Origin of the sequence: Nostoc sp. DedSLP03, assembly GCF_034530815.1 — a bacterium.
Taxonomy (GTDB): Bacteria; Cyanobacteriota; Cyanobacteriia; order Cyanobacteriales; family Nostocaceae; genus Nostoc.
Map to the genome: position 1 here is coordinate 1 of NZ_JAVRCK010000108.1, position 25,580 is coordinate 25,580.

At 42.9% G+C, this 25,580-nt stretch carries 25 protein-coding genes; 14 read left to right on the top strand and 11 right to left on the bottom strand.

What is annotated here, in order from left to right; translation table 11 throughout:
• Nucleotides 1–482: 482 nt before the first annotated feature.
• From RM368_RS33005 to RM368_RS33015, 3 genes are all read right to left on the bottom strand, one after another.
• Nucleotides 483–956, bottom strand: a complete 474-nt coding sequence (locus RM368_RS33005; RefSeq protein ID WP_322697966.1) for a hypothetical protein — start codon at nucleotides 954–956, stop codon at nucleotides 483–485.
• A gap of 189 nt (nucleotides 957–1,145) precedes the next feature.
• Complete coding sequence (locus RM368_RS33010) at nucleotides 1,146–2,273, bottom strand: Rid family detoxifying hydrolase (protein ID WP_322697967.1); 1,128 nt, start codon at nucleotides 2,271–2,273, stop codon at nucleotides 1,146–1,148.
• Nucleotides 2,274–2,381: 108 nt separating this feature from the next.
• Nucleotides 2,382–2,813, bottom strand: coding sequence for an NUDIX hydrolase (locus tag RM368_RS33015; RefSeq protein ID WP_322697968.1), 432 nt, complete (start codon nucleotides 2,811–2,813; stop codon nucleotides 2,382–2,384).
• 338 nt (nucleotides 2,814–3,151) lie between these two features.
• Between RM368_RS33015 and malQ the strand changes: the two genes are divergently transcribed.
• Nucleotides 3,152–4,666 (top strand): 4-alpha-glucanotransferase, encoded by a 1,515-nt coding sequence (gene malQ / locus RM368_RS33020; protein ID WP_322697969.1) that lies wholly within the window; start codon nucleotides 3,152–3,154, stop codon nucleotides 4,664–4,666.
• A gap of 123 nt (nucleotides 4,667–4,789) precedes the next feature.
• Here the strand turns inward: malQ and RM368_RS33025 are convergent, their stop codons facing one another.
• Entirely contained in the window at nucleotides 4,790–5,602 is an 813-nt protein-coding gene (locus RM368_RS33025; protein WP_322697970.1) for a RodZ family helix-turn-helix domain-containing protein, read from the bottom strand.
• A gap of 29 nt (nucleotides 5,603–5,631) precedes the next feature.
• Nucleotides 5,632–6,390 carry a pseudouridine synthase gene (locus RM368_RS33030; protein WP_322697971.1) on the bottom strand — a complete coding sequence of 253 codons (759 nt, stop codon included), beginning with the start codon at nucleotides 6,388–6,390 and terminating at the stop codon, nucleotides 5,632–5,634.
• Nucleotides 6,391–6,524: 134 nt separating this feature from the next.
• Between RM368_RS33030 and RM368_RS33035 the strand changes: the two genes are divergently transcribed.
• Nucleotides 6,525–7,238, top strand: coding sequence for a DUF2993 domain-containing protein (locus RM368_RS33035; RefSeq protein WP_322697972.1), 714 nt, complete (start codon nucleotides 6,525–6,527; stop codon nucleotides 7,236–7,238).
• Between the two features lie 208 nt (nucleotides 7,239–7,446).
• Here the strand turns inward: RM368_RS33035 and RM368_RS33040 are convergent, their stop codons facing one another.
• Nucleotides 7,447–8,334: a phosphatidate cytidylyltransferase gene (locus RM368_RS33040; RefSeq protein ID WP_322697973.1), complete on the bottom strand. Its 888-nt coding sequence runs from the start codon at nucleotides 8,332–8,334 to the stop codon at nucleotides 7,447–7,449.
• 145 nt (nucleotides 8,335–8,479) lie between these two features.
• On the bottom strand, nucleotides 8,480–9,082 hold the full coding sequence (gene cbiT, locus RM368_RS33045) for a precorrin-6Y C5,15-methyltransferase subunit CbiT (protein WP_322669798.1): 603 nt from the start codon (nucleotides 9,080–9,082) through the stop codon (nucleotides 8,480–8,482).
• Nucleotides 9,083–9,175: 93 nt separating this feature from the next.
• Between cbiT and RM368_RS33050 the strand changes: the two genes are divergently transcribed.
• Both RM368_RS33050 and tatA read left to right on the top strand, forming a co-directional pair.
• Nucleotides 9,176–10,579 carry a serine/threonine-protein kinase gene (locus tag RM368_RS33050; protein ID WP_322697974.1) on the top strand — a complete coding sequence of 468 codons (1,404 nt, stop codon included), beginning with the start codon at nucleotides 9,176–9,178 and terminating at the stop codon, nucleotides 10,577–10,579.
• 83 nt (nucleotides 10,580–10,662) lie between these two features.
• Nucleotides 10,663–10,836, top strand: coding sequence for a twin-arginine translocase TatA/TatE family subunit (gene tatA / locus RM368_RS33055; RefSeq protein ID WP_322697975.1), 174 nt, complete (start codon nucleotides 10,663–10,665; stop codon nucleotides 10,834–10,836).
• A 48-nt stretch (nucleotides 10,837–10,884) separates the two neighbouring features.
• On the opposite strand, the gene cphA is transcribed toward tatA, so the two are convergent.
• Nucleotides 10,885–13,590 carry a cyanophycin synthetase gene (cphA, locus tag RM368_RS33060; RefSeq protein ID WP_322697987.1) on the bottom strand — a complete coding sequence of 902 codons (2,706 nt, stop codon included), beginning with the start codon at nucleotides 13,588–13,590 and terminating at the stop codon, nucleotides 10,885–10,887.
• 174 nt (nucleotides 13,591–13,764) lie between these two features.
• Nucleotides 13,765–14,628, bottom strand: coding sequence for a cyanophycinase (locus RM368_RS33065; protein WP_322669800.1), 864 nt, complete (start codon nucleotides 14,626–14,628; stop codon nucleotides 13,765–13,767).
• A gap of 654 nt (nucleotides 14,629–15,282) precedes the next feature.
• Here RM368_RS33065 and trmD point away from each other — a divergent pair.
• The 6 genes from trmD to argH all read left to right on the top strand — a co-directional run bounded on the left by trmD (nucleotide 15,283) and on the right by argH (nucleotide 21,071).
• Entirely contained in the window at nucleotides 15,283–16,017 is a 735-nt protein-coding gene (gene trmD / locus RM368_RS33070) for a tRNA (guanosine(37)-N1)-methyltransferase TrmD (protein ID WP_322697976.1), read from the top strand.
• Nucleotides 16,018–16,055: 38 nt separating this feature from the next.
• Nucleotides 16,056–16,541, top strand: a complete 486-nt coding sequence (gene ispF, locus RM368_RS33075; protein ID WP_322697977.1) for a 2-C-methyl-D-erythritol 2,4-cyclodiphosphate synthase — start codon at nucleotides 16,056–16,058, stop codon at nucleotides 16,539–16,541.
• 62 nt (nucleotides 16,542–16,603) lie between these two features.
• The gene (locus tag RM368_RS33080; protein ID WP_322697978.1) at nucleotides 16,604–18,385 is read left to right on the top strand and encodes an ABC transporter substrate-binding protein; all 1,782 of its coding nucleotides are present in this window, start codon (nucleotides 16,604–16,606) and stop codon (nucleotides 18,383–18,385) included.
• 115 nt (nucleotides 18,386–18,500) lie between these two features.
• Nucleotides 18,501–19,289 carry a nickel pincer cofactor biosynthesis protein LarB gene (larB, locus tag RM368_RS33085; protein WP_322697979.1) on the top strand — a complete coding sequence of 263 codons (789 nt, stop codon included), beginning with the start codon at nucleotides 18,501–18,503 and terminating at the stop codon, nucleotides 19,287–19,289.
• A gap of 107 nt (nucleotides 19,290–19,396) precedes the next feature.
• Nucleotides 19,397–19,603 carry a hypothetical protein gene (locus tag RM368_RS33090; RefSeq protein ID WP_322697980.1) on the top strand — a complete coding sequence of 69 codons (207 nt, stop codon included), beginning with the start codon at nucleotides 19,397–19,399 and terminating at the stop codon, nucleotides 19,601–19,603.
• An 82-nt stretch (nucleotides 19,604–19,685) separates the two neighbouring features.
• Nucleotides 19,686–21,071, top strand: a complete 1,386-nt coding sequence (gene argH / locus RM368_RS33095) for an argininosuccinate lyase (RefSeq protein ID WP_322697981.1) — start codon at nucleotides 19,686–19,688, stop codon at nucleotides 21,069–21,071.
• A 205-nt stretch (nucleotides 21,072–21,276) separates the two neighbouring features.
• On the opposite strand, the gene RM368_RS33100 is transcribed toward argH, so the two are convergent.
• Complete coding sequence (locus RM368_RS33100; protein WP_322697982.1) at nucleotides 21,277–21,441, bottom strand: hypothetical protein; 165 nt, start codon at nucleotides 21,439–21,441, stop codon at nucleotides 21,277–21,279.
• An 855-nt stretch (nucleotides 21,442–22,296) separates the two neighbouring features.
• Here RM368_RS33100 and RM368_RS33105 point away from each other — a divergent pair.
• The 3 genes from RM368_RS33105 to RM368_RS33115 all read left to right on the top strand — a co-directional run bounded on the left by RM368_RS33105 (nucleotide 22,297) and on the right by RM368_RS33115 (nucleotide 24,494).
• Nucleotides 22,297–22,791 carry an NUDIX hydrolase gene (locus RM368_RS33105; RefSeq protein ID WP_322669806.1) on the top strand — a complete coding sequence of 165 codons (495 nt, stop codon included), beginning with the start codon at nucleotides 22,297–22,299 and terminating at the stop codon, nucleotides 22,789–22,791.
• Nucleotides 22,792–22,951: 160 nt separating this feature from the next.
• The gene (locus RM368_RS33110) at nucleotides 22,952–23,776 is read left to right on the top strand and encodes an alpha/beta hydrolase (RefSeq protein ID WP_322697983.1); all 825 of its coding nucleotides are present in this window, start codon (nucleotides 22,952–22,954) and stop codon (nucleotides 23,774–23,776) included.
• 151 nt (nucleotides 23,777–23,927) lie between these two features.
• Nucleotides 23,928–24,494: a PEP-CTERM sorting domain-containing protein gene (locus RM368_RS33115; RefSeq protein ID WP_322697984.1), complete on the top strand. Its 567-nt coding sequence runs from the start codon at nucleotides 23,928–23,930 to the stop codon at nucleotides 24,492–24,494.
• 26 nt (nucleotides 24,495–24,520) lie between these two features.
• On the opposite strand, the gene RM368_RS33120 is transcribed toward RM368_RS33115, so the two are convergent.
• The gene (locus RM368_RS33120) at nucleotides 24,521–24,709 is read right to left on the bottom strand and encodes a hypothetical protein (RefSeq protein WP_322697985.1); all 189 of its coding nucleotides are present in this window, start codon (nucleotides 24,707–24,709) and stop codon (nucleotides 24,521–24,523) included.
• A 213-nt stretch (nucleotides 24,710–24,922) separates the two neighbouring features.
• On the opposite strand from RM368_RS33120, the gene RM368_RS33125 reads away from it, so the two are divergent.
• A complete protein-coding gene (locus RM368_RS33125) occupies nucleotides 24,923–25,564 on the top strand; it encodes an amidohydrolase family protein (protein ID WP_322697986.1) in 642 nt (213 codons plus the stop codon).
• Nucleotides 25,565–25,580: the final 16 nt, after the last annotated feature.

The window sequence follows — 25,580 nt, forward strand, 5'->3', positions numbered from 1 at the left end:
GTTGACCTTCTGAGGCTCGATGTTGACCTTCTGAGGCTCGATGTTGACCTTCTGAAGCTCGACGTTGACCTTTTGAGGCTCGACGTTGACCTTCTGAGGCTCGACGTTGACCTTCTGAGGCTCGATGTTGACCTTCTGAGGCTCAAAAATGCCCTGGCGACTTAGCGCTTATCGGTAGAGTCTAATATAGACCTAACCCCCAGCCCCTTCCCTACAAGGGAAGGGGAGTAAGATTTAAAGCCTTTTCCCTTGTAGGGGAGAGGTTTGGAGAGAGGTCAAAGTATATTTTAGATAAACGAGATGCGTTATACAAATCGCGGCTATACAGGCAAAACCTGCACTTCGGCAAGCTCAGTGACCACCTGCACGGGTTTCAAAAATCTTTGAATTTAAAACGCGAAAAGGGCATAACATTGTTATGCCCCTACAAATGACGTGTATTTTACCAAGTTGACAACTGGTATAATTACCTGTTTCAAGGTTTAGCTAACTGGAACTTCGGATTGCTTTTTCTTGGAGCGGCGGTTAAACCTGCGTCCCATCTCATCAATTAGTGCATCTAAACCTGCGACATCACCGCTAGCTTTGGCATAGCTATAAACTGCTAATGCTGCTGCATAGGCTTCGCTAGCAGCAGTTATACAGGTATCATCCACCAGTTCTTGCAGTTGGGTTAGAGACAACAGCACTGGATACAAATCCTCATATATTTCCAAATCCCGGCGCATCTCTTCTAAATCAAAATAACGAGGCAAAAAGTTAGGGTTCTGTGTCGCTACTTCTAAAGCTTTGCTGACAAAAGCCCGACTTTTATCTCCCATCTTCAGCATTGTTCGCCGATCTTCGGGGGTCAAATCAACCAAAAACGGTAACTTTTCTCTAATTGTAGCGATCGCCTGCATGACTGCTTCTTTATCTGCTGGGGCTAAAGTGGCACTGATGCGATTTTCTGGCATTTTTAATACTCCTTTAGGGTACTTAATCTCAGTATTCCCAAAGTTGTAGAAGCGATACTCTTTTAGAGTCACTTCGTGAACGCGTTTGTTGAGAAGTAATTAGCAGAGTTTTATTTAGCTTTACAAAAAACAAACAAGAGGAAAGAAATAAGAGGTTTAGGATAGATTTTGCTTATTTATATGTTCCATTTAACCGCTAATTACAGCGATCGCATCAATCTCTACCAGCACATCTTTAGGTAAGCGCGATACCTGTACACAAGCCCGGGCTGGGGCTGTATTTTCCGGGAAATATTTAGCATAAACGGCATTCACCGCCGCAAAATCATTCATGTCAGCCAAAAATACAGTGGTTTTCACCACATCTTCAAAAGTCGCACCGGCTTCTGTGAGAATCGCTTCAAGATTAGCTAATACCTGCTCAGTTTGCTTTTTGACATCATCAGTGTAGACGACATCGCCAAGGCGAGGATCGATGGCAATTTGTCCAGCTATAAATACAAATTGACCTGAAGCTGCGATCGCTTGATTATAAGGGCCGACTGGTGCGGGTGCGTTATCAGTATTAATTACTTTACGGGTCATAGATATTACTTTCTCTAACGATGTTTCCTGTTTAGCGATTTCTGCTTCAGCTGCGATCGGTTTATAGATTTCTCCATCTGGCATTATCGCACCAGTGAGGTCTGCATCTTTAAAGGTTGCCCCATAGATATTTGCGCCAGTTAAATTTGCCTTCTTTAGATTTGCACCATCAAGGTTTGCCATCATCAGGTTTGCATTTGAAAGACAGGCTCTTTCTAGATTTGCTCCTTTTAGATAGGTGTTTCTGAGATTTGCTTGTTCCAGGTATACCCCAACTAAATCAGCCTCAGCTAAATTCATTCCTGATAAATTACATTTCTCCAAACTAACTCCCCGGAATATAGCTTTATGAAGATTTGCACCTTGAAAATTTATTCCAGTGAGTTCTACCTGAGTAAAGTTTGCTCTAGTCAGGTCTGCTCCAGTCAAATTTGCAGCTTTCAAATTTGCATAACTCAAGTCTGAATCGCTAAGGTCTGCCCAACTTAAATTAATTGACTCACCTTGCACCCACATCAAATTTGAACATCTTAGAGATGCCCTAGAAAGCCCTGTTTGCAAAAGGTTAGCTTTTGTTAGCGTTGTCTCACTCAAGTCTGCCCCATTTAAATTTGCTTTGTGTAGCTCTATCTCAGTTAAATCTGCACCTTTGAAGTCTACCCTTCTAAGATTTACTGCATGAAATTTCCGTTCCCCTGCGGCGTATTTCTCCAATAATGTTTCAGCATCCATAATGCACCTTTAAATACCACTGACACAGTATAATCACAAAAACTTTGTGTCACAGGTATTCCTCTCTTCTCTTCCTTTGCGCCCTTGCGCCTTCGCGGTTTGTTCCTCTTACCCCAACCTCGGACGTATCCCATAATGCCGATATCGCCAATAATCGCGCAGAATGCGATCGTGGTCAAAACATAAATTACCAGGCACGCGCCAATACTCAAAAATACCTACACCCTTAGCATCATCTCCGGCCACCGGTTCCCCCGTAGCTGTCGCCAAAAACACAATACTAATCGTATGCTGACGGGGATCGCGATTGGGGTCAGAATATACCAGTAATTGTTCCACTAATTCCACCTGTAAACCTGTCTCTTCTTCAGCTTCTCGCCGTGCCGCCACTTCCACCGCTTCGCCATAATCTACAAAACCACCAGGAATAGCCCAACCTATAGGTAGATTATGTCTTTCGATTAACACTATTGGCCGATGAGGTCGATCTACTAGTTCAATGATGATATCAACTGTCGGTGTAGGATTTCGGTAAGTCATAGTGATTTACTCATTAGTCATTGGTCATTGGTCATTGGTCATTAGTCACTTGTACTAGGTTTCGACTGCGCGGTAATCGAGCGACTTGTACTGAGCGTAGTCGAAGTAAGTCGAGATTCAACTACCGCGTAGTCGTTGGCGTAGTCACTGAGCATAGTCTAAGTACAGCCTCTCCAAAAGTTGTATTGGTTATTGCCAAAGAACAAATGACAAAGGACAAATGACAAACAAAATGAGTTTACTTGATTTCCCCTGCAAATACCGTTCCGTGATAAATTCGATGCGATCGCCTAGCGTTTCCATCAGACAATTGCTCCCTCTTATAATTCAGGTTACTTATGCCTTTTCCTAGATCCAGTGGCATTTTGCTGCATCCTACCTCCTTTCCCAGTCGATTTGGCATTGGGGATTTAGGCTTAGAAGCCTATCACTTCATTGATTTTCTTAAAGAAAGCCATCAACAATATTGGCAAGTTTTACCACTGGGCCCCACTGGATACGGCAATTCTCCGTATATGTGCTACTCAGCAATGGCAGGAAATCCTCTGTTAGTTAGCCCAGAAAAGCTCTTAGAAGAAGGTTTACTATCTGAGGAAGACTTTGCTAATTTGCCAGGATTCCCGGTAGAAAAGGTAGATTTCGAGCAGGTTGTGCCGATTAAGATTGGGCTACTCAAAAAAGCCTGTGACAACTTTAGAACCAATGCTACGCCCATTCAGCAGAAAGAGTTTGCAGGTTTTTGCGACAGTAAAGCTTATTGGCTAGATAATTACGCCTTATTTATGGCGCTGAAAGATGCCAATGAGAATGGAAACTGGCACGCATGGAAGCCAGAATTTGTCAAGCGCGATCCCCAAGCATTGGAGCAAGCACAGCATCGGCTCAACGGAGAGATTTATTATTACAAATTTGTGCAATTTGAGTTTTTCCGCCAGTGGTCAGAGCTTAAAAGCTACGCTAATATGCGCGGTATTCACATTATTGGCGATATCCCCATCTACGTATCTCATGATAGTGCCGACGTGTGGGCGCATCCTAACATGTTTTGCTTAGATCGAGAGACAGGAGCTGCTGCCCTAATGGCAGGAGTTCCACCAGATTACTTTAGCGCCACCGGTCAATTGTGGGGCAACCCGGTTTACAACTGGGATGAATTGCAAAAACAAGACTTTAAGTGGTGGGTACAGCGCTTTGAGGCAATGCTGGATTATGTAGATATAATTCGCATTGATCACTTCCGCGGCTTCGAGGCTTATTGGGCTGTGCCGCAAGGTGAACAAACTGCCATCAATGGTAAATGGGTGGAAGCGCCTGGAGATGCTTTCTTTGAAGTGATTAGGCAAAAGTTAGGCAAGCTACCCGTCTTAGCAGAAGATTTAGGAGTAATTACACCAGGGGTAGAAGCGCTGCGAGACAAGTATGAATTTCCGGGGATGAAAATTTTGCAATTTGCCTTTAGTGCTGATTCTGCTAATCCATTTTTACCATTCAATTATCCGCACAACGCTGTAGTTTATACCGGAACTCACGATAATGATACAACCATAGGCTGGTTCAATACAGCTGAGGATGAGGAAAAGCAAAACTTGTTGCTTTATTTAGGTTCTATCAGCCCTGATGGTATTCACTGGGATTTGATTCGCCTAGCTTTGAGTTCTGTAGCCAACCAAGCGATTATTCCTTTGCAAGATATTTTGGGATTAGGAAACGAAGCGCGGATGAATTTTCCCAGTGTTGCTGAGGGGAACTGGGAGTGGCGCTATCAAGCCGGAGCGATAACAGACGAATTGCGCGATCGCTTAAAAGCTCTTACTAAACTCAATGGACGCGCCCCGGAAGACCAAGTTCAGTGAGGACTGGGGACTGGGGACTGGGGACTGGGGACTGGGGAGTAGGGGGATGAGAAAGATAACAGGGAGAAATATTGAACAAGTTTCTCCCCAATCCCCAATGCCCAATGCCCGATGACCAATATTTCAAAACTTAGGCTTGGCAGCAATCCTAACTTCTTCCTCTTTTCCTGGCTCTCCCATTTCCTTAGCTTTCTCTTGATTGACGCTCACCAACACCCCACCAGCATTATCAGTTTTCACCGTCAGTTGCTCTTGGGCTTTCCAAACTCGGTGAGTTCCCTCTGGCAGAATACCCTCAAACTCGGTTTTGCCATCGGCTACTACACGAATCCAAGATGAGGCTTTCAAAGTTACACCAACCTGTACAACCTGTCTTTTTTGGACACCGCTCAGGGTATCGCTGACAGGTTGTACCTGTGTTGATTCTTTTAGTTGAGCTAGTTCTGGTTTAACAACAGACTTTTGTTTTGGATATTGCTGGTTTGGGCTATTACTTGCTTGTAGTAAGGCGTTATTTAATAACTGAGATAACCCATTTACAGAGCAGACTATTAGGAATATGTAAAGAAAGTAAAGATGAATCGGACGTAGTTGAGCTAGGGGTGAAGTATTCCCCCTACTTAGAGGACTAACTTGTGCAGAACTGACCGGAAAAGTGCCAGAAAATTCTACTCCATTCAAGCCTAGTGCATCAGCAAATTGTCTGATCAAACCCTGAATATAGACTGGTTCTGGTAGATCGTTTAAATTACCTTCTTCGATCGCCTGCAATAATCGTCGGGGAATCCTCGTCAATGCAACCACTTGCTCTAGAGATAAACCCTGTTCTTGACGCAATGCCCAAAGTTGAGCGCCTAATTCTGCCAACTTTTCGGCTCGTTGTTCCTCTAATGAAAGTGATGGCTGGTGCTTATTCTTCTTTCTTAGCCATTTCATGCGTACTGACACTCCTTAACTCCACTGAATCAATAATTAGGTTGCGTTATTTGATCTTGCAAAAAGTGAATTTCATAATCTTTGAGGGAACGATATTTACCCTCTGACAAAAAGGGTTCTTTGAGATTTTGTAATTGAATTGGCCCGATCGCAGTCCGATGCAGCTTGATTACTGGGTATCCTAACTGTTGAGCTATCCGACGAATTTGACGATTTCTTCCCTCCTGCAACACTATTTCTAAAACACTTTGCTCGGTACGACGTTCTATGAGGCGTACCTTAGCAGCCCTGGTTTTTCTACCCTCCAACATCACACCTTGACGCCACATCTGTAGTACCGTTTCTGGAGGATGTCCTTTGACCAAAACATGATATGTCTTGGAAATACTGTGACGTGGATGGGTTAGTCCAAATGTCAGTTCTCCGTCATTAGTCAGGATTAATGCTCCTGTAGAGTCTGCATCTAGACGGCCAACTGGGTGAATACCTGAACCCTCCCGTAATTCTTTCGGTAGTAGATCCAGGACTGTTGGTCTGCGATGAGGGTCGTAGCAAGTCGAAACCACTCCCGCAGGTTTGTGCAGCAATAGATATATTAAAGCCGGACGCTGCTTTTCGGATACAGACTTACCATCAATTGCGATCGCATCTTTTTCGGGATCGACTTTTTGACCTAAATGTGCCAATACCCCATTAATCCGCACGCGTGAGTGCCTAATCATTTCTTCGGCTTCACGACGTGAGGCGATACCCCATTGAGCAAGAATTTTTTGTAACCGTACCTCCATGTGGAAATTGCTTATTTATTGTTATCAATTAAATGATATTTGCATTTTGTAGCGAGTAGGCATAAATGTTACATTTAAAGCTTATTTAATTTCGGTTCGGTTGTTGAGCAAATACTCTTAAACATATTGGTTAAATGCCAGAGCAAAATCCCCAAACAACAAGTGGAAATAAAATCCGCATAATTACGCAGGTACTCACAACAGCAGTCAAGCTCTGGTTGAGATCGCAGGTCAGCCAAATCTCTGAACTAGAAGTGGAGATTAAAGCTAGCGATCGCCAACTTTTCTCTGGACGCATTCCTTCGGTATCTGTTTTTGCTACTCATGCAGTTTATCAAGGTCTCTTAATTACCCAAATTCAATTAATAGCAGAAAATATTCGGATCAATCTTGGCTCCGTACTCAAGGGAAAACCCCTACGATTGTTAGAGACAGTATCAGTGGTTGGCGATTTGATTGTAATGGAGAAGGATCTTAATGCTTCTCTCTCATCAGACTTATTATCGACTGCATTGAGCGATCTATTGGTTAAGGTTTTACCAACAAATTATTCACAGTCACAACCAATCAAGTGGCAAGAAATTATCCTTGGGAACAACCAAATTATACTGCGAGGTTTGAGAGTCACCAATAGTGAAACAACGCCTCTAGAGATTTGTCTAAGCTTACAATTACTTAGTGGACATGAGTTGCAACTGGTAGATATCTCAATCAAGCCAGACCAAGGAGATATATTAAAAAATAATTATGAGTACAATCTCGATCTTGGCTCAGATGTCGATATCCAAGAATTAACGCTGATCCCAGGAAAGCTGGTGTGTCGCGGGCGGATTAACGTTAACCCTTGACGGATCTCACAAATTAAAAAATATTAATACCCTATTTTAAATGATGTGGCGTCTTGTGGAACAAGAGCAGGGGTGCAGGGGGGACAAGGGGGACAAGGGAGACAAGGGAGACAAGAAGGAATTATTGAATAAATCTTTTCCTGTTCTTCCCCCTCTTCCTTGTCTACCCTGTCTCTTTTTAATGCCCAATGCCCAATGCCCAACTCACCTATTTACTAAGTAGTGGCAAAAGTAATGTCACAAAATAATAAACCAAAGGTGCTGTGAAAATATAACTATCGGTACGGTCTAAAATACCACCATGACCGGGGATTAATTGCCCAGAATCTTTAACTCCAGCATCCCGTTTGAGCATAGATTCAGTAAGATCCCCTAAAAGACTAGCAATGCCAATCAGCAAACCCAATGCTAAACCTGTGAAAGGGAATTGGGGCAAGTGGAGATAATAGGCTCCTGCTATGGCTACGGCAACACTTGAAGTAATACCAAAGACAGCGCCTTCAACAGTTTTTTTCGGGCTAATGTCAGATAGACGCGTTTTCCCAAAGAATTTGCCAATGGTGTACGCACCGATATCAGCTGCCCAAATACACAAAAAAGTTAGTAACGTGGCTGTCAAACCTTGTGCTAAAGAAGCGGAATTTGCTTTTTCCCAGAAATCTGTCCAGGTTGTGGGCCAATAACCTCCCAAAGGGAGATTGCTAAAAGCAGCGCTATCAATTGCTCGTAACCGCACCCAGTAACTTGGTAAATAACCGACATAAAATAGCCCCATAATAGAAGCGGAAACATCAGCGATCGTCGCAAATTTGGGTTGAAACAGCAGGTAAAAACAAATAAGTGTGCCAGCTATTGGCATCACAGCGTCAGCTAAACTGCCATCAAGGGTGCAAATCACCAGCAATACTTGGCTGACAGCCATAGTGGTTTTAGCGGCAGGAGCGATGCCTCTAGCTCGCACCAAATTAAAATATTCCTGTTGACCCAAAAAGATGATAACCGCAAAGATGATGGTAAAGTACCAACCCCCAAAAAGGGTTGCAGAAAGAGCAAGAGCGATCGCAACAATTCCACTAATAATCCGAGACCAAGGCATAGAAGTATTGGGTACTGGGTACTGGGTACTGGGTATTGGGTATTGGGTATTGAGTATTTGGAAAACTTTTTCCCATCTAGTCCTAGTCCCTAGTCCCCAGTCCCCAGTCCCTAGTCCCTAGTCCCTAGTCCCTATGCCCCATTCCCTAATCCAGTTTCTCACCACTGAGGATAAAAATGGGATCGACGGCGGTAAAGGTTTGAGAAAAGCCGCGTGTCTCTAGGCGGTTAACCGCAGATTGGACAACTTCGATATTTCTAGCCCTTAATAGGGAAAAGCTCTGGGAAATAGCATACAGACTTTCTAGATTAGCAGCTGTGGCTACAACCCGACCGGATGGCGGCAAATAATGCCAAGCTGCTTGCAGTATTTCCTGAATGGGGCGACCTCCCTCAATACAAACGCGATGAGGGGTAATTTTGAGGTCATGTAAACATTCTGGGGCGCTGCCTTCAACAACTTCGACATTTTTCACATCAAAGCGATCGCAGTTACGCTTGATCAGACTAGCTACTTCTTCATCCCTTTCGATAGCGATAATCTGTCCGCCTGGACACAATAGCCCCACCTCTACCGGAATTGTACCCGTCCCTGCACCAATATCCCACAACACGGAATCTGATTTTAGCCGCAGTTGGGCAATCAATAGCAGTCGGACTTCTCGCTGGCTCAGGGGAATTCCTGGCAAATGCTCGAATAATTCATCGGGAATACCGGGGGTAATATAAGGCCAAAGTTGGGAGGGCATAGAATTACGCAATTATACTAAAGATATCGATTTGCCAAATTGAAAAGCTATCAGCTATAAAACTTTTCAACGGTAGCATTATAAGAAAACATAATGATTGGTGAAATATTAAGCGATCGCTACGAAGTTCAGCAGCTATTAGGAAAAAAAGCAGGGCGACGGACGCTATTAGCTCGTGATTTGCAAACTCAAAAATTAGCTGTCATTAAATTACTCTCTTTTAGTAGTGACTTTGAGTGGGATTCACTTAAGTTGTTTGAGCGAGAAGCTGAAACTTTAAAAAACCTAGCACATCCCTCAATTCCTGGCTATTTAAACTATTTTGAGGTAAATTTACCAACCATCAAAGGATTTGCTCTAGTACAAACTTATATTCCTGCACAAACTTTAGAGCAATGTTTACAGACTGGGCGGACTTTTACCGAAGCTGAAGTCAAACAGATAGCCAAAGCACTTTTAGAGATTCTTATTTACCTACATGAACTACATCCGTCTGTAATTCATCGTGATATTAAGCCTAGCAATATTTTATTGGGGGAGCGTTCTGGAAATAGTGTCGGTCAAGTTTATTTGGTAGATTTTGGCTCAGTGCAAACAGTCCTGGCTAGCGAAACCGGGACAAGAACTGTGGTGGGAACTTATGGCTATATGCCACCAGAGCAATTTGGCGGACGCACTGTTGCAGCATCAGACCTTTATAGTTTAGGCGCAACTTTAATTTACTTAGTGACAGGTACGCACCCAGCCGATTTACCCCAAAAAGATTTTCGTATTCAGTTTGAACAACTGGCTAATCTCAGTCCCAGCTTTAGCAATTGGTTAAAGTGGATGATTGAACCTAATTTAGAACGGCGTTTGAGTTCTGCCGATCAAGCGATCGCAGCTTTAGAGAAACCACAACCAACAAACTTGCCAACTTTGGTTGTTGGCAAACCAGATGGGAGTAAGATTCAACTAACCAAAAATGGGGATTCTCTAGAAATTATCGTTCCACCATCTGGTTTTGATCCATCAATAATATTTACAGGTTTGTTTGCGATCGTCTGGAATTCATTTATTCTCTTTTGGACAATTGGCGCACTTTCAGCACCTTTTCCTGTCAACATCCCCTTTGCGATGTTTTCACTTCCATTTTGGGGTGCTGGCTTGATGATGGTATATAAATTTTTCTTTCATTTTTTTGGACGCATCTGCTTACGCCTGAATCCAGAACAAATTTCCCTAACTTGGGAATTGTTTGCTTGGAAATTTTATCGTCCCCGTGCCTCGCCAAGGCAAAGTATTAATAAATTAGTTTACATTCCCAAACATTTTACGAAAGATTCTGAAGGTACGAGAATTGCCGTTCCCGCACAATTGGATATTTGGGTAGGAGTAAAAAAATATCAACTTGGTGGTAGTGATGGTGCAATTAAATCGGAAGCAGAACTGGAATGGCTGGCTCAGGAATTAAGCGATTGGTTAGGTTTGCCAATTACCAATCCAATTAGAAGTTAGTTGCGCCGCCGCTTTGTGGCGAACTTATGGGATGTGAGCCATCAATGTCTATATTTAATTACAGATGCTTTAGAGGAAATTATATGTTTGGACTGGGATGGCCAGAAATAGCTGTAATTAGCATAGTCGCTATTCTAATTTTCGGCCCAAAAAAAATTCCTGAACTCGGAACTGCACTGGGCAAAACCCTGCGAGGTTTTAAGGAAGAGATGAAAACTCCCAGCGAGGAAAGCAATCAGGAAGAAGAAAAACAGTAATTAAAAGAGTCAGGAGGAGCCAGCATCCTGCTTTCTCCTGATTTCTGGCTACAGCAAGGTATTAACCACAGAAGAAGGCGCGATCCCATTTTGGGAATCGATGATAGTTGTGCCGGGATTTGGTTGGTGTGTCTCTTCCTTGGCTATACCACGCAGCTTAATTAACTTAATTGCGCGAGTAACGCTTTCTGGCAAAATGACCACTAGGCTGTTATCAGGAGCCATATCTAAACCTTTATTGATTGCTTGGGTTTCATCCAGAATTGATTCATAGCGGCTATCAGGCTTAACTTCTGTGATGCCTTGAATAATCAACTGAGCGGCTGAACCCCGTAAGCGTCCGCGTGTATCATCGTCTTCTTTGATGATAATGTAATCAAAAATTTGCGCTGCTAATTTACCCAAAGTAACAAAATCTTCGTCGCGGCGATCGCCAGGGCCCCCAATTACGCCAATTCGTTGTCCTGTAGTCCAGTTCCGCACAAAGGAACCTACCGCTTCGTAACTAGCTGCGTTGTGGGCATAGTCTACTAAAGCATGGTAGTTGCCCAAATTAAATAGATTCATTCGTCCCGGTGTTTGGCTAACTGAAGCTCGGAAGGTCTTCAAACCAGCACGAATCTGCTCAATTGTGACGTTTTGCACAAACGCTGCCAAACTTGCTGCTAAAGCGTTGGCAATCATAAACGGCGCACGTCCGCCCATTGTTAAAGGTATATTTTCAGCTCTTTCGATGCGGTGTGTCCAATCACCTTTAACAATTGACAAATAGCCATTTTCATATACTGCTGCTACTCCACCCTTTTGGATATGCTTCCGTACTAATTCCGAATCGGGGTTCATGGTGAAGTAAGCAATATTAGCTTTAGTTTTTTCTGACATCGCAGCGACGCGGCGATCGTCGGCATTGAGTACCGCATAGCCATCAGGGAATACAGCTTCTGCCACTACACTTTTGAGGTTAGCTAACTGTTCAATGGTATCTATATCGCCTATTCCTAAGTGGTCGGCGGCTACATTCAATACTACTCCTACATTTGCGGCTTCAAAGCCCAATCCAGAGCGGAGAATGCCACCGCGAGCCGTTTCTAGTACTGCTACTTCTACCGTAGGATCTTGGAGGATGAGATAGGCACTTTGAGGGCCTGTATTATCGCCTGCTTCTACTAAGTAATCACCGATATATGTTCCGTCGGTAGTAGTATAACCTACTACTTTTCCCGTTTGTTTATAAATATGTGCTAGTAGTCGAGTCGTGGTGGTTTTGCCATTAGTACCCGTGATGCTGAGAATGGGAATTTGGCTAGATTGCTCGTTAGGAAACAGCATATCCATCACTGCACCAGCGACATTGCGGGGAATACCTACACTTGGGGCAACGTGCATCCGAAAACCGGGAGCAGCGTTAACTTCGACAATCACGCCATCCACTTCCCGCAGAGGACGGCTAATATCTGTGGTGACGATATCGAGTCCGGCGATATCCAAACCGATGATCTTGACTACTCGTTGTGCCAACCACAGATTTTCTGGGTGAATTTCATCGGTACGATCGACGGCACTACCACCTGTACTCAAGTTGGCTGTTGCCCTGAGATAACAAATAGTGCCTTTGGGTGGCACGCTATTTAGGGTGTAACCTTGCCTTTCTAGCAGCTGGTAGCTGGTGCGGTCTAGTTCAATCTTGGTGAGGACGTTATCATGTCCTTCACCGCGATTTGGATCGAGGTTTGTTTCTTCAATCAGTTCGGCAATGGTGGATCTGCCGTTGCCAATCACATGAGCTGGGACACGTTCGGCTACTGCTACTACTTTGCCATTTACCACCAGTACCCTGTGGTCACGCCCTACGTAATATCTTTCGACAATAATTGACCGAGAAACCTGTCTAGCAGCTTCATAAGCAGCCTCAGCCTCTTCCCAACTTCTGATATCAATGGTGATCCCACGTCCGTGATTGCCATCTAAAGGCTTGATGACGATGGGATAGCCGCCAACGAATTCAATGGCTTGTTCCAAATCGTCTAAGAAGTTGATTACTGTACCTCTGGGTACTGGCGCACCAGCAGCAGCAAGGATACGTTTAGTGGCTTCTTTATCGCAAGCTAGTTCTACGCCCAGAATGCTGGTGTTGTCCGTCATTGTCGCCTGCATCCGCTTCTGGTTCACGCCATACCCTAGCTGAATCAAAAAGCGGGCTTCTAGCGCCATCCAGGGAATACCTCTTTTTTCTGCTTCTTTGACGATCGCTTCCGTAGAAGGTCCCAAGGAAGCATCACGAGAAAAGTCTTTCAGGTCTTGGATATCTTGCTCTAATTCTGCCTTGGGATAACGGCCTCGATCGACGATACTCTGGCACAGCCGTACTGCGGCTCGTCCAGCGTAGCGTCCCGCTTCCTCATTCAGGTACTCGATTACTACTTGGTAAATTCCGGGTGTGGCAGTTTCGCGGGTGCGACCAAAGCCGACATGCATCCCAGCTAATTCTTGGAGTTCTAAGGCTACGTGTTCCACTATATGGCCCATCATAGTGCCTTCTTTGACTCGCATCAGAAAACCACCACGACAGCCAGGCGAACAATAGTGGCCCTCCAGACTTGGCAGCGCCTCAACTAATCCTTCATAAAAGCCAGGGATTTCATTCGAGGGCGTCTCGCCAAGGTTTTCTAAATCGAGGCGCATCACGATCAGTTTGTGGCGTCGAATGCTCCAATAGTTTGGGCCGCGTAATGTCTGGATCTTGAGGATTCTCATGGGAATAGGTAGATGGAGATTCGGAACCAAAATTCTAGTTTCTTACTGGAATTGACCGCTAAACTGTTTACAATGAACAGTTTTTTCTTTTTACATGGTATTCTTATCATTTTTCTACGGTAAGAAATAATAAATGTGCGGTCAACTCAGTGTAACCTCAGATACTCTATCCCGTCAGCTGGAGATTCGGTGTACAGCAGGCAATACAGTCCGCTGGTACAAGTGGAAGCGATCGCCTAAGCTGAGGATATGGAGACGTAAATTATGTACGGTTAAAGGTTCATTAGCACCGACATGGGGTTCGTTAGTATGGGTGAGTTCGGTGGGATCGACAATGGTGACACTGCCTTTGCCCATAACTTGTAGCCAACCATCACGTTCAAACACTGCACAAGTATCTTCGTCAATGCCAATACCTAAGCGATCGGGATGAGCTGCGATCGCACTGATCAGTCGCCCCATCCGATTCCGGTTGTGAAAGTGTTGGTCAACGATTACTTCGGGAATAAATCCCAAACCCGTTGCCATATCCACTAGGGAACGATTGGGCGTCTCTCCACTCCCGCCGCCAGCAATCATATGATGCCCCATCACCGCCGCTCCCGCACTGGTGCCTGCTAACGTCAGTTGCCCCGCCCTCACCCGCTGACGAATAATTTCCATTGCTGGCGTATCTGCCAAGACGCCACAAAGACGCAGCTGGTCTCCTCCTGTCAAAAATACCCCACTACAGGCTTCTAAGGATGCTTTTATCTGGGAGGCTTCGCACTGTTCTCGTTCGCGGATGTCTAAAATTTCTACCTTCTGGGCACCCATTTCTTCAAAAATGCGAATATACCGACCACCGATAATGGCAGGTTCGCGAGAGGCAGATGGAATAATTGTAATATAAGCCTTACTAGCACCAGCGCGTCCAAAAAAAGTTCGTAGGATTTCGCGCCCATGAACTTTATCTTCTGCACCTCCGATAACCAGAACGGCGGTTTTAGTTGCTTGGGGTGTCCTCATTTCTAGCGATTTAGCTTGTAATTGCGGCATTTTGGTTCTCCTGTCAACAACTTCAGGAGCCATCGCCTTGGTGTTCGCATAGCGTCTCCGTCAGGAGAGGCAGTCGCTCAGAGAGGGTTTCCCCCATGAGCGACTGCCGTGCATGGTTCCCCGGCTTGTGGCGAATGGCGTGTGAATTCAACAAGGTTCAGTTGCTGATAATTTTTGCGCTTTGCAACTTTTGAGAGGACACTTTTTGGAAGTTTGGAACTGGGGAAAGCCACTCTCCAAATTCTCGCTTCACGCTCGCATTGCCTCAGTCTAAACGTGTTTGTTCCCATTCCTCTCTGGCGGGCGCCTTGTTTTTCATCTGTCCACTTGCAGCAGGGCAAAATAGTCTTTGAGTAGCTAGATTCCCCCTTGAGAGTTGGGGAAAAGCAGTTAAGACTACGCTTTTTTCTGAGGCTGGCTCGATGCATCCTGGAAGTTGTTAACTTGATATGATTATTAATTTAAATGTAGTTGTGACAACATTTAAACATAAATTAAGTAATTAGAAAAACTTTTGATCCCATCTAAAATCCAGGAGGTCTGGTAGTTTTAGATACTATTGATAAAGTTTAACTGGAGTTTAACCCGACTTTGGCTTGCTGGTGTTTGCTAGACATTCAAATTTAAGATTAGTGTCCTCGAATACGAATAACTGTGCGCTTTGATATAGTTACGCTTTTTCCTGACTGTTTTAACTCTGTTCTCAATTCTGGGCTGCTAGGTAAAGCCTTAGCCAAACAGATTGCCGAAGTGCATCTGATTAACCCACGGGACTTTACCACTGATAAACACCGAAAGGTAGACGATGAACCCTACGGCGGCGGCGTTGGGATGCTAATGAAGCCAGAACCTATTTTTACCGCTGTAGAGTCGCTGCCGATTCTACCCAGAAGAGAAGTAATTTTGATGAGTCCACAGGGTCAAACAATTAATCAAGCTCTTTTGAAAGAATTGGCGACAAATTATGACCAGTTAGTAGTTATTTGCGGGCATTACGAAGGAGTGGATGAGAGAGTGCTGCATTTGGTAACTCGTGAAGTATCTTTAGGCGATTTTATTCTGACCGGTGGAGAAATTCCAGCTATGGCCTTAATTAATGGTGTAGTGCGGCTAATACCAGGGACTGTGGCCAAAACGGAGTCTCTGACAGCAGAAAGTTTTGAGGAGGGGTTATTGGATTATCCCCAATATACTCGTCCTGCGAATTTTCGCGGTTTGAAAGTGCCTGATGTCCTGCTCAGTGGGAATCATGCAGCGATCGCTCGATGGCGTTACGAACAACAAATTCAAAGAACCCGCGATCGCCGCCCCGATCTCTTGGAGAAATTGCAGGAAGGGGAGCAGGGGAGCAGGGGAGCAGGGGAGCAGGGGGAGAATAATAATTTCTAACTCCTGACAAATGACAAATGACAAATAACAAATGACAAATGACAAAAATTCGTATTGGTAATGGCTACGATATTCACCAACTAGTGAGCGATCGCCCTTTGATTTTAGGTGGAATTCAAATTCCTCATGAACTGGGTTTATTGGGACACAGTGATGCTGATGTGTTAACGCACGCAATTATGGATGCCATGCTTGGGGCATTATCCTTGGGGGATATTGGTTATTATTTTCCGCCTAGCGATCCCCAATGGGCGGGAGCAGATAGTTTAGTACTATTAACTCAAGTACATCAATTGATTCGCGATCGAGGCTGGCAGATCGGAAATATTGACTCGGTAGTAGTAGCAGAACGTCCAAAATTAAAACCGCATATTCACAACATGCGCGACAAACTAGCGGCAGTTTTAGAATTACAACCAAATCAAATTGGCATTAAAGCTACTACTAATGAAAAATTAGGCCCTGTTGGTCGTGAAGAAGGGATATGTGCTTATGCTGTCGTCTTACTAGATGCTTCAGAATAACTTTATTTTAGCCTCTAATAAAGATATTCAAGACTGATTAGGATGGAAATAGATTAGTAATTATGAACTTTTTTAGAAAAATATATTTGGCAATTAAACATTTATGGTTGCCAATAGTTTTTACTTCAGGAATAGTACTTACAGTTACTGCCTGCAACCCAGCTAACTTTAAAAGTCCAGCTGCTCAAGTACCGCAATTGGTAAGTAGTATTCTCAGCGATCCCAAAACTTTTAACTACCCTTTGAGTCAAGAGTTTCCTAATGTTTTTCCTCTAATTTACGAGGGATTAATTACCCAAAATCCAATCACTGCTAAAATTGAGCCAGCATTAGCGGAATCTTGGCAAATTTCTGATGATAAATTAAAGATTGTTTTTACCCTACGTGAAGGATTGAAATGGTCTGATGGTCAGCCACTAACAGTAGATGATGTGGTGTTTACCTACAACGATATTTACCTTAACGAAGCAATTCCTACAGATGTGAGAGATGGTTTAAGAATTGGTGAGAGTAGGAAGCTACCTACTGTGCGAAAAGTAGATGAACGTCGGGTTGAGTTTATCGTACCCGAACCCTTTAGACCTTTTCTACTAAGTACAGGTTCGCCAATTTTGCCCGCACACATATTGCAACAATCGGTAAAAACCAAAGACCAAAATGGGAGTCCGATTTTTCTGACAAAATGGGGTGTTGATACTCCTCCGAACGAAATTATTGTCAACGGCCCTTACAAAATAGAGCGCTACGACACGAGCCAGCGTGTGGTCTTTCGGCGCAATCCCTACTACTGGCGCAAGGATGCTCAAGGTAATTCCCAGCCTTATATTGAACGGGTAATTTGGCAAATTGTGGAATCAACAGATACTTCCTTGTTACAATTTCGTTCTGGCGGGTTAGATACTGTAGGAGTGTCGCCAGATTATTTTTCTTTGCTAAAAGTGCAAGAAAAGCAGAGTAATTTCACAATTTATAATGGTGGGCCAACATCGAGCACATCGTTTGTTTGGTTCAATCTTAACAAAGGTAAAAGGAACGGAAAACCACTAGTAGATCCAGTTAAATCTCAGTGGTTCAATAATGTACAATTTCGGCAAGCTATAGCTTATGCAATTGACCGCCAAACGATGATTAATAACACTTTTCGCGGCTTAGGCGTGCCACAAGATTCACCGATTTCTGTACAAAGCCCTTATTATCTTTCCCCTAAAGAAGGGTTAAAAGTTTACGATTATAATCAGCAAAAAGCGAAGGAATTACTGCTAAAAGCAGGATTTAAGTACAACAACAATCAATTAGTAGACGATCGCGGAAATCGTGTCCGTTTCTCTTTGCTTACCAATGCTGGAAATAAAATCCGTGAGTCAATGGGATCGCAGATTAAACAAGACTTGAGCAAAATCGGTATTCAAGTTGATTTCACTCCGTTGGCATGGAATACTTTTACTGATAAAACTTCTAACTCCTTAGATTGGGAAGCTTCTTTGATGGGTTTGACTGGTGGATTAGAACCGAATGACGGTGCTAATGTCTGGGCACCTGAAGGCGGATTGCACATGTTTAATCAGAAACCCCAAGCAGGACAAAAGCCGATTCAGGGTTGGGAAATTGCTCCTTGGGAAGCAGAAATAGGGAATCTTTACATTCAAGCTGCACGAGAATTGGACGAAGCTAAAGTGAAAGCGATTTATGCCGAAACACAGCGGATTACTCAGGAAAATTTACCTTTTATTTACCTGGTTAATCCTTATTCAATGTCAGCGGTGCGTAATCGTTTTGAAGGAATTAAATTCTCTGCTCTTGGTGGCGCATTCTGGAATATTGAACAAATTAAAGTAACAGATTAGTCATTAGTCATTAGTCAATAGTCATTAGTTAGTAATTAGTGGTATCTAACAACTGACAACTGACAACTGACAACTGACAACTGACAACTGATAAGTAACAAAGGACAAATGACCAATGACAAATGACAAAACTTTGCGATCGCTACTCGTTGCGGTTGCCAATGGTAAAGTTACGCCAGATACGGCATTCGACTCACTCAAAGATTTAACTTATGAATCTGTAGGTGAATTTGCCAAAATCGACCACCATCGCCAGCTAAGAACTGGTTTCCCAGAGGTGATTTGGGGCCCTGGTAAAACTCCCGACCAAATAGCTCAAATTATCGAGGTGATGCGCCTCCGTAATCCTGTTGTCATGGCAACCCGCATTGAACCAGCAGTTTATACCACACTGCAATCAAAAGTTAACGGTTTGCGATATTATGAATCGGCGCGAATTTGTGCGATCGCTCCCCCTTCCATCGAACCACAATTTGCGGGTGAAATTGGCATTCTTTCTGCTGGTACCGCCGATTTACCCGTTGCTGAAGAAGCGGCTGTCACTGCTGAACTTTCTGGTTTTAAGGTACAGCGCCTCTGGGATGTTGGCGTTGCTGGGATTCACCGTTTATTAAGTAACCGCCACCTGATTGAATCAGCATCTGTGTTGATTGTCGTGGCGGGGATGGAAGGCGCTTTACCCAGCGTTGTCGCTGGTTTAGCAAGTTGTCCTGTGATTGCCGTACCCACCAGCATTGGTTATGGCGCAAGTTTTGGCGGTTTAGCACCTTTATTGACAATGCTTAACTCTTGTGCTGCGGGAGTAGGTGTAGTAAATATCGATAATGGTTTTGGTGCAGCAGTTTTGGCGGGACAGATTTTGCGGACTGCCGAGAAATTGCGGTTGGCATCGGCTGGATCTTGAGTTAAGACATTAAAGTTATACGCAAGATTTCAGTAGATTATCAGTAATTGATGTAAAAAATAAACTGATAATGAAATTTGCTAGCCCCAACCTCTTAATTACCAAATATGAGCCATTACAGTGATTTGATATCTCAGCTATATTGGCAGTTGCCTGTCAATTTAACGGCATTAGCACAAACAATTACCGATCCAAACGTTCTCGGTCAGATTCAAAAATTTTGGAGCCACTTTATACAAACAGGTCAAGTCTGGGCATTGTTGATTGGTTTAGTCATTGGCTATATGATTCGGAATCTAACTAGCTACGGTTAAAGTAATTTTAGATTTTAGATTTTGGATTTTAGATTGATGATTAATCTAAAATCCAAAATTGATGCCCACTTCCCTCATATTTATGACCAAAGAAGAAACTTGGAGCCAGCGGTTTGAATCAGCGTTGCATCCAGCGATCGCTCGTTTTAATGCCAGTATAAGTTTTGATATTGAATTAATCGAATATGACCTCACTGGTTCTCAAGCTCATGCCAAAATGCTTGCTCACACGGGCATTATCTCCCCAGAAGAAGGAGAGCAACTGGTTGCCGGTTTAGAACAAATTCGCCAAGAGTACCGTCAGGGGAAATTTCAGCCTGGTGTCGATGCTGAAGATGTGCATTTTGCGGTTGAACGCCGACTGACAGAAATTGTTGGCGATGTAGGTAAAAAGGTGCATACGGCGCGATCGCGTAATGACCAAGTAGGCACTGATACCAGACTCTACCTCCGCGACCAAATCCAACAAATCAAAAGCCAATTGCGAGAATTTCAAGGTGTTTTGTTGGATATCGCCGAAAAGCACGTTGAAACTCTGATTCCTGGCTATACCCACCTCCAACGCGCCCAACCCTTGAGTTTAGCTCATCACCTCTTGGCATACTTTCAAATGGCGCAACGCGACTGGGAACGCTTAGGAGACGTTGCTCGCCGCGTGAATATTTCACCTTTGGGATGTGGTGCTTTAGCAGGAACAACTTTCCCCATTGACCGCCACTACACAGCCAAACTCTTGAATTTTGACGATATTTATGCTAATAGCCTCGATGGAGTAAGCGATCGCGATTTTGCGATCGAATTCTTGTGTGCTGCTAGCTTGATTATGGTTCACCTCAGCCGTCTTGCAGAAGAAGTCATTCTTTGGTCATCTGAAGAATTTCGCTTTGTCACCCTCAAAGACAGCTGTGCTACAGGTTCCAGTATCATGCCCCAAAAGAAAAACCCCGATGTCCCAGAATTGGTGCGGGGGAAAACAGGACGTGTATTCGGTCATCTCCAGGCGATGTTAGTCATCATGAAGGGGCTACCCCTGGCATATAACAAAGACTTGCAAGAAGATAAAGAAGGTCTATTTGATAGCGTCAACACAATCAAAGCCTCTCTAGAAGCGATGACGATTTTGCTCAGGGAAGGCTTAGAATTTCGTACCCAGCGGTTAGCATCAGCTGTAGCGGAGGATTTTTCTAATGCCACCGATGTAGCAGATTATTTGGCAGCACGGGGCGTTCCTTTTCGGGAAGCTTACAACCTTGTGGGTAAGGTGGTAAAAACTAGTATTGCCGCAGGTAAACTCTTAAAAGATTTGAAATTGGAAGAGTGGCAACAACTACACCCAGCATTTGCAGCAGATATTTATGAGGCGATTTCCCCCCGTCAAGTTGTTGCTGCCCGCAACAGTTACGGAGGTACTGGCTTTGTACAGGTAAACAAAGCCCTCGTAGCTGCCCGCGCTCAAATTGCTCAATAGAAGGATTGGGGACTGGAAGCAGGGGAAAAGGTTAAAGGTTAAAGGTTAAAGGAAAAAGGAATAAATTTAATCTTTCCCCTTTTCCCTTTACCCCTTCCCCTTTCCCCATGTCCAATGCCCAATGCCCAAAATAAATAAGGGCGTACAAATAAATGTGCGCCCCAAAAGGTAAATAATCCAAACAATAAGGATTTAGGCAGACAACTTATTCAGTGTCAGCTGCTGCTGCGCCTTCTTCTTCCTCATTCTTTGGTGGTCTTTGTTGGAACCTTCTCTGCATTCTTCCTGTCGTAGTCCGTTTACGAAACTTTCTGGCATACGCCTGGTTACGTAGCGCCTTTTCTTTTTTCGGGTTACGGCGCTTGGCCATGTTCACCTCTATTAATAAACAACAAAAAAGTAGCAACTAGGCATCACGTAGGCAATATTAGCTACCAATGTTATTGATATAATTTTAGCCTAGTGCAGCAATGAATACGCTTTAAACAGTGTACTAGTCTATCGCATTATACATAAACTTGTCAATAAAAATTCTGAATTATCCTCGCCAGTAAGATGAAAAATATCTTTTCTGAGATTTCAATCTGTCAACTGACTGAAAACTAGCTCATTATTTGTTGTTCTTGCAACTAACCAATATTATCAAGAAATAATTCAGGAGTGGGTTATAAAAATTCAATAAGCATAGGTAAGTTTAAGCATAGAGTATAATTTTTGATTTAGTGGTCTTTAATTAATTGTACGTTTTAAACCCTACTTAAGTGCCGATTATAAGTTCAGAATTCAGAATTTGGAATTTTGACTTATTATTCGTATTATTTTTTTAATGTGTTCTAAAAATCTATTATTAACAGCTAGTTTCAGCAATACTAATGCTATAGCAGTCCTAAATCAATTGTGAAAACTTCTCTTTCTTTTCTTGGCGCTGTTGGCGTCTTCCCTACAAGACGCTTTGCATTGGCGGTTCGTTAATTTTCACAATCTCATTTAGGATTGCTATAGCTATAAACTGAAAATTTAGCTGCTTCAAAAAATATCATGTATATATAAATACAGTGCTTCTCATTAAACTTGATGTTAGAATTGGTAATATTCTACGTAAATCGTGAGAATCAAATCTCAATCCACAAACATTTTTGTATAAAACAAAACTCAATAAAATTTTTATTAGTTGAGCTTATGTAAGTGGTAGGGAACTATAGAATACAACACAAAACTTTGAAGATTGAACGTTATTGCTTTTTTTCCGGCAGCTGTAGAGTCCACACGTAGTTTATGGCGTATTGGACAAACAGTATTGGGTATAATATTTCGTCATCCCATTACTGGCACTAGTATCATCCCAATTTTACCCGATGGTCGGATTGTACTGATCCGACGGCGCGACAATGGTCTTTGGTCATTGCCTGGAGGGATTGTAGATTGGGGAGAAGATATTCCCAATACAGTGCGCCGGGAATTAATGGAGGAAACCGGGCTAGAATTGGTGAAAATTAACCGTTTAGTAGGAGTTTACTCTGCACCAGACCGCGATCCCAGAATCCATTCAATTTGTATTGTGGTTGAAGCCGAGGTGCATGGGACAATGGAGATTCAAGACACTTTAGAAGTCATGGAAATCCAAGCTTTCTCTCCCAGTTTACTACCTTCAGGAAAGATGTCTCACGACCATACTCGGCAGTTACAAGACTACTTGAATGGCTTGACAACACTGGCATAACAATATTTTTTCATTTGTCATTTGTCATTTGCTGCCAAAGTTACAATCTCAGGAAGCCTTGGCTTACACTTCTCTGTTTGTAATTTGTCCAGAACTAGTTAATAATGACCAATGACAATTGACTATTTATTATGGTGCTAAAAGTTAACTACTAAATAAAATGGATACACTATTCCGTAACTCCCGGAGAAAGCTCTCTCAAGGGCTACTATTCTGGCGTGAAGTCGGTGAAAAAACTCCTATAATTTTTTTACATGGTGCTTGGAATGAGAGCAGTCAATGGTTATCTGTGATGGAATCCCTTGCACAAGATTTTCATTGTTTTGCACCCGATTTGCTAGGATTTGGTGAATCAGAAAATCCTAATATCCACCATTCGATAGATTTACAAGTTGAATGTCTAGCTGAATTTTTGCAGGCTGTGAAGCTAGAAAAAGTATATTTAGTGGGGCATTCTCTTGGGGGTTGGATTGCTGCTAGCTATGCTTTAAAGTATCCAGAGAAAGTTGATGGCGTGGTACTACTAGCACCAGAGGGCGTAGAGATAGCAGGACAAGAAGAGTATTGCCAGAAGATGCGGCGATTATTGAATTATCCACCACTAATAGTTAAATTTTTGCGATCGCTAACTCCTTTTACTAAAATCCTGGGTTGGCATGAAAAAATTGCCCAAGACTTGCAGTTGCGTCAATCGCTATTGCCGTATCCCATCGGTTGCCAGTTACTTTTCAAACGGCGACAAGTAGAAATTGAGGCAGAATTACTGCAAAAGCAGCTTTACATGATAGATGTCCCAGTTTTTATTTTACAAGGTGGCCAAGATACTCCAGATGCTTTAGACAGAAGCCGTGTTTATGCTCAACTAATACCGAAAGTCGAGTTGAAAATGATTGCCCATGCCGGAAATGACTTACCAGAATCTTCTGCTGGAGTAGTGGCGATCGAGATTCGGGAGTTTATTAAAGAGAATTGTAAAGAGAATTGAGCATTTGGACTTACTGTGTTGCTGAACACTACCGTAAAGTATGCAATTTTACAAAGAATTGGTATTATTATTTTTTAACAAAGTAATGCAATAATCTATACTAAGCCCAAAGCGGCTTCATACAGATTATTAAATTGGAAAAACTTTTCTGATGGAATTAACTCAAAAGCTTTGTATCGCTATTACTGCTGGAGTAGTGATGAGCCTGGGTTTATTAAAAGCTGTCCCAGTCCAGGCAGTTACACTCAACTTTGACTGGAAGGGTAATGCTGGGTATTCAGCTAGAGGCTCATTTTCCTATAATGAAACTCAAGGTTACAGAACCATAAACAATTCAAAAGTTCAATCCATCGCAGTTTCTTTTTTTGACCCAAGTCAAAAATTGTTGAATAGTTTTGCTCCGATTACTAATGCGAGTATTGTTTATGATTTTTTAGACTTCAACTACGATACAGCCACTAAGTCTTTGTTTGGGTACTTTGATGTAGGTCAGGATAACGCGCAAAGTACAGATTATTATCTGTTCGGAACTGTTGGTTTAAGCCTTAGTTTGAGAAATCCTACTGAGGGAACAATAGATCAAAACAATGGATTAATTAATATTACTTCTACTACTCCAGTCCCTGAACCATTAACAACGGGTGGCACAGTTCTCGCTGGTAGCATTGCCTGGTTAATAAAGCGTAGACAAGTTGCTGCTCAGAAAACCAAAGCTTAACCCTCTTGGGTCACTCTGATAAAACTTTAATTTTTCGTTGGCTGAAATATCAAAAATTCTTTAACTTTTCCAAGATTGATAAAAGCTGGTAAAGGAAATCTAAAGCTTTTGCCATCAACTTTAATTGTTTTGGGAGAAGAAAATTCAAAAACAATTTTTAAAATTAAAACAATAACTGAGTTTGAAGGTTTATTTCTTAATATTATATTTCTCATTAACGATCTTTTTTAATGAAAGTCTTATCTAGGAACGAGTATTTTTCTCCATAGAGAGTGATTAAGAAGCGATTAAAGGGCGCTATTTAAGACTAATAATTTGTGAAGAATGTTTACAGATAAATTGATATAAACCAGAATTTGAATTGTGAAATTAGTAGCAATTAGACGGATGATAAAGTCACAACAAAAATTCAACAAGGATATTTTAGTGTGAAACCTCATCTAACAAAATACTATAAGCTGTTAGTTCTTTTTGTCTGTACGACGTTGTTTGTCTTTTTCGGTCAGATAGTTATTGCTCAAAGTAACTATAATCTAGTCGCTCAAGGTAAGCAAAGAGTACAACTGATTGTGGGTGGTGATTTTATCGTAACGATGAACAAGGCACAACCCGTCATCCAGAATGGGGCGATCGCCATTAGGGATGGCAAAATTGTTGCGGTAGATACACAATACAAAATCATGGCATCTTACACAGCCGACAGGACGCTGCCAGGCGACGGTCTGGTGCTGATGCCGGGTCTGGTCAACGGTCATTCTCACTCAGCAATGGTTCTGTTTCGTGGTCTTGCGGATGACTTAGCGTTGCAGGATTGGCTCCAGAATTACATCTTCCCAGCAGAAGGAAAGTTCGTTGATGAAAATTTTGTCCGCGTTGGCGAACAGCTTGCTTGCTGGGAGATGATACGTGGTGGTACAACAACGTTTGTTGATATGTACTTTCAGCCAGATGTCGCTGCCAAAGTCGTTAGTGAATGCGGCTTACGCGCCATTATTGCGCCCTCGTCAATAGATTTTCCTAGCCCTGGTTTCAAAGGCTTGTCATTACCAACATCTTTTAAAGTGAGGTAGGGATGTAATAGAGTCA

What these genes read in the sequence shown, in the direction of transcription:
- RM368_RS33005 (WP_322697966.1), bottom strand. Translation starts at nt 956, where the DNA reads ATGCCAGAAAATCGCATCAGTGCCACTTTAGCCCCAGCAGATAAAGAA.
- RM368_RS33010 (WP_322697967.1), bottom strand. Translation starts at nt 2,273, where the DNA reads ATGGATGCTGAAACATTATTGGAGAAATACGCCGCAGGGGAACGGAAA.
- RM368_RS33015 (WP_322697968.1), bottom strand. Translation starts at nt 2,813, where the DNA reads ATGACTTACCGAAATCCTACACCGACAGTTGATATCATCATTGAACTA.
- malQ (WP_322697969.1), top strand. Translation starts at nt 3,152, where the DNA reads ATGCCTTTTCCTAGATCCAGTGGCATTTTGCTGCATCCTACCTCCTTT.
- RM368_RS33025 (WP_322697970.1), bottom strand. Translation starts at nt 5,602, where the DNA reads ATGAAATGGCTAAGAAAGAAGAATAAGCACCAGCCATCACTTTCATTA.
- RM368_RS33030 (WP_322697971.1), bottom strand. Translation starts at nt 6,390, where the DNA reads ATGGAGGTACGGTTACAAAAAATTCTTGCTCAATGGGGTATCGCCTCA.
- RM368_RS33035 (WP_322697972.1), top strand. Translation starts at nt 6,525, where the DNA reads ATGCCAGAGCAAAATCCCCAAACAACAAGTGGAAATAAAATCCGCATA.
- RM368_RS33040 (WP_322697973.1), bottom strand. Translation starts at nt 8,334, where the DNA reads ATGCCTTGGTCTCGGATTATTAGTGGAATTGTTGCGATCGCTCTTGCT.
- cbiT (WP_322669798.1), bottom strand. Translation starts at nt 9,082, where the DNA reads ATGCCCTCCCAACTTTGGCCTTATATTACCCCCGGTATTCCCGATGAA.
- RM368_RS33050 (WP_322697974.1), top strand. Translation starts at nt 9,176, where the DNA reads ATGATTGGTGAAATATTAAGCGATCGCTACGAAGTTCAGCAGCTATTA.
- tatA (WP_322697975.1), top strand. Translation starts at nt 10,663, where the DNA reads ATGTTTGGACTGGGATGGCCAGAAATAGCTGTAATTAGCATAGTCGCT.
- cphA (WP_322697987.1), bottom strand. Translation starts at nt 13,590, where the DNA reads ATGAGAATCCTCAAGATCCAGACATTACGCGGCCCAAACTATTGGAGC.
- RM368_RS33065 (WP_322669800.1), bottom strand. Translation starts at nt 14,628, where the DNA reads ATGCCGCAATTACAAGCTAAATCGCTAGAAATGAGGACACCCCAAGCA.
- ispF (WP_322697977.1), top strand. Translation starts at nt 16,056, where the DNA reads ATGACAAAAATTCGTATTGGTAATGGCTACGATATTCACCAACTAGTG.
- RM368_RS33080 (WP_322697978.1), top strand. Translation starts at nt 16,604, where the DNA reads ATGAACTTTTTTAGAAAAATATATTTGGCAATTAAACATTTATGGTTG.
- larB (WP_322697979.1), top strand. Translation starts at nt 18,501, where the DNA reads ATGACAAATGACAAAACTTTGCGATCGCTACTCGTTGCGGTTGCCAAT.
- RM368_RS33090 (WP_322697980.1), top strand. Translation starts at nt 19,397, where the DNA reads ATGAGCCATTACAGTGATTTGATATCTCAGCTATATTGGCAGTTGCCT.
- argH (WP_322697981.1), top strand. Translation starts at nt 19,686, where the DNA reads ATGACCAAAGAAGAAACTTGGAGCCAGCGGTTTGAATCAGCGTTGCAT.
- RM368_RS33100 (WP_322697982.1), bottom strand. Translation starts at nt 21,441, where the DNA reads ATGGCCAAGCGCCGTAACCCGAAAAAAGAAAAGGCGCTACGTAACCAG.
- RM368_RS33110 (WP_322697983.1), top strand. Translation starts at nt 22,952, where the DNA reads ATGGATACACTATTCCGTAACTCCCGGAGAAAGCTCTCTCAAGGGCTA.
- RM368_RS33115 (WP_322697984.1), top strand. Translation starts at nt 23,928, where the DNA reads ATGGAATTAACTCAAAAGCTTTGTATCGCTATTACTGCTGGAGTAGTG.
- RM368_RS33120 (WP_322697985.1), bottom strand. Translation starts at nt 24,709, where the DNA reads ATGAGAAATATAATATTAAGAAATAAACCTTCAAACTCAGTTATTGTT.